Source organism: Methanobrevibacter sp. (assembly GCF_045644645.1).
GTDB lineage: Archaea > Methanobacteriota > Methanobacteria > Methanobacteriales > Methanobacteriaceae > Methanocatella.
On record NZ_JAZRHE010000166.1, the window covers coordinates 1 to 3,003 of the forward strand.

The 3,003-nt window shown below is 31.6% G+C and carries 3 protein-coding genes; all 3 read right to left on the reverse strand.

Annotated elements, in window-relative coordinates; all coding sequences use genetic code 11:
- Window positions 1-1,104: hypothetical protein (locus tag ACKI4K_RS10570; protein ID WP_407424844.1), on the reverse strand; the 1,104-nt coding region annotated here is incomplete at its 3' end.
- Between the two features lie 315 nt (window positions 1,105-1,419).
- Complete coding sequence (gene cbiD / locus ACKI4K_RS10575) at window positions 1,420-2,493, reverse strand: cobalt-precorrin-5B (C(1))-methyltransferase CbiD (RefSeq protein ID WP_407424845.1); 1,074 nt, start codon at window positions 2,491-2,493, stop codon at window positions 1,420-1,422.
- A gap of 29 nt (window positions 2,494-2,522) precedes the next feature.
- A complete protein-coding gene (locus ACKI4K_RS10580; RefSeq protein WP_407424846.1) occupies window positions 2,523-2,783 on the reverse strand; it encodes a thioredoxin family protein in 261 nt (86 codons plus the stop codon).
- Between the last annotated feature and the right edge of the window lie 220 nt (window positions 2,784-3,003).

Consider the following 3,003-nt stretch of genomic DNA (forward strand, 5'->3'; position numbering starts at 1 on the left):
ATTGGTTTGTCTGTAGTAATTTTCGACTTTGTTTGATGTTTTTTCGATATTTTTATCATCTAGGTGTTGTACGTATCTTTGGAAGTGATTTATGATGTGTTTTCTTATGAAATCTTTTAATACGATTGGTATGGCCATGTAATTTCTTAAGTATTGTTTAAATTGTTCTATTGCTTCTTTTGTTGAGTTTTGTCTGAAACAGTTTTTTAATTCTTGTGCATTTTCGTATATATGTTCTCTTTCTTTTCCATTAATCTTGTTTCTTCTGCAGTAGACTTTTAATTTGTAATTGATTGTTTGGAATAAATGAAATGTGCATAATTGGTGATTTACTCCTATTTCATCTGCTACATTGCGATACATTGGGAATAGGTCGGTTGTTAAGCAAATGAATGGTTTATCTTTCGTTGAATCTAAAATAAATTTTTTTGTATTTTTTGGTATTCTGTGGCGTACAATTCTTTCAGAGACTGGAACATTAAGTATTGCGTCAAATAAAGTCAATCTGTAATGCCTGATTCCATTTAGTCTTAAAAATTGCTCATCATATAAATAGTAGCCAGAATATTCGAATTCTTCATTGATGATTGTTTCTTCGTGATTTTTGTTGGACCAATTCTTGATTGTTTGATGAGATATTTGGATTCCAAGGAATATTTCAAAGTATTTACTTATTTTACGGAGTGATTGATATCCAATTTTCATTATTCTTGGTATTTTATCCATTATTTCTTGTAAGAATTGTTTATTTTTTCCTATTAATGGATTGTTGTATATTCCGAATTTTTTTCCACATTTTTTGCATTGATATTGCTGTTCTTTGAATTCTGTAGTTTTTCCATTGATATTTTGTTTGTTTTTTGTTATTGTGCCTTTTTTGATAATTTTATGAGATCCACAAACTGAGCATATTGGATTAACATATGAAAATGTATTATTTTCATCTAAAAATAGTTTATGATTAGTATTTTCAAAATCAGGGTTTTTATTTAATCTTTCTGAAACAATTTTTTCACGATCAATTTTTTCTTCAGAAAAATCAAAAAGTTTAAGTTGTATGAAGTCTATATTACTATTGAGGGCAGATAAAATTTGTTTGGTCATAAATTATTATTTGTCCTCACTTATTTAAGTAATTTACTAATTTTAAACCAATATTTTTTAAATTAAAGCAAAATTAGAATGAATTTTCATCGAAGTGAAATTTCAACTGTAAAAAAGATTAATTTGAAAGAAGCCTATAAAATTTTACAGACTCAAAGAATTTAAAAATTATTGTACAGTTTGATAAAACTGTTTTTCCACTGTACTGTAATTCAAATCATTTCATTGGCATCATGTTAAAAATAAATTATAGAAAATCAGTGAAAATCAACGATAAAAAAAGTCAAATTTAATGTCTTATTGCAGAGAAAAAATCTAATTAATATTATTGTTCAAATAATTTCCTTCCATATCCACCAATATGACATCCAAATCCAAATCAAAACGTTGCATGCATCTTTCCTTAATAGCTGAAGCAATGCTGTTACACACTTCTGTGGATAAACCTATTTCATCCAAGATGGACATCATATCCTCAGTTGTCTTTGAATCATATAACCTGCAGAGATGTTCATAATCCGCTCCGCAAATTGCTGCATGGGTAATCATTATCTCACGCCTACCGTCGGCAACGGCATGTTTGGTGTTGAATATTCCTCCTGCAACCTTAATCAATTTGCCCAAATGTCCAAAGAAAATGAATTTAGTAATACCACGTTTTTCAGCCTCTTCAAACATGAACCCCACATAATTTCCTGTTTGAACAATCTGTTCCTTTGTGACGTTCAATTGCTTCAATGCCAATTTTTCTCCAATGTTTCCCGGAACAAAAATCAGTTCATCAATGTTTGAAGCCAAAGCCACATCCAATTGTGTGACAATGGAATTCTTATATGCCTCACTGGACATTGACCTTGCAATTCCAGTTGTTCCGAGAACAGAAATTCCATCAACAATGCCCAATTTGGGATTCATCGTCTTTTTGGCAATCCTTTTACCTTCAGGGATGGAAATGGTTACCTTGGCCATTTTACCTTCCGGGATTCTATCCTCCAGATTTTTAAGAATCATCTTTCGGGGGCCCGGGTTTATTGCATATTCGCCAACAGGTATTTGAAGGCCCGGCTTTGTGATTTTGCCAACACCTTCACCGCCAGTTATGATGACCTTCGAGTCATCTTCACCTGCATCCAAAAGTTCCACAGTCGATACTATGGCCAAATCAACAGTAACATCAGGATCGTTATAAGGGTTTTTATGAGCTACTGCATAAGCCTTAAAAGGAGATACTCGTTTACACTCATCAATAATGATGTCCAATGCCTTTTTGGGAGTGTCAACCTTAACGCATGCAATATCCTGGGAATCCAAAATAGCATCCAGTGCTGCAAGGGAACATGCAGTTGCCACCGTGCCCGTTGTAACTCCAGTATAATTTTCATCAGTCATTTTAAAAAAAGGTAAAAAAAGAATGAATCTTATAAAGATTCGAGTTTGTCTATAAGTTCGTCTTCAGTAGGTGCACCAACAAAGGTTACTTCACCATCAATAACAATAGTAGGTACAGCCATTATCTGATAATCAATAGCCCTTTGTCTGTTTTCTCCACTTTCATCGATTTTAACAACTTCTACATCGATTGCATCGCCCAATTTATCTTTTGCTACTTGAGCAGCTTCAATTGCTGATGGACAATGAGGACAAGAATTGGTTGAAAATACTTCTACTTTAATTGCCATTATATTGTCTCCATTTATAGTTTCATTTAAAACTAGTTTATGTTAACTAATATATAACTCTTACCTCACATATTATATTGACTCTTTCAAAAACTTTGTTGATTTGAAATGTTTTGATGAAAATTAGTTTTGAATTTTAATTCTGTTTAAAAATAGTTAAATTTAATAAATAGGTGGAGTAAAAGTTTTTATCATGCCAAATCAAAAAAAATTTACTCCA

Coding starts and splice junctions, on each gene's coding strand:
- cbiD (WP_407424845.1), bottom strand. CDS start 2,493: ATGACTGATGAAAATTATACTGGAGTTACAACGGGCACGGTGGCAACT.
- ACKI4K_RS10580 (WP_407424846.1), bottom strand. CDS start 2,783: ATGGCAATTAAAGTAGAAGTATTTTCAACCAATTCTTGTCCTCATTGT.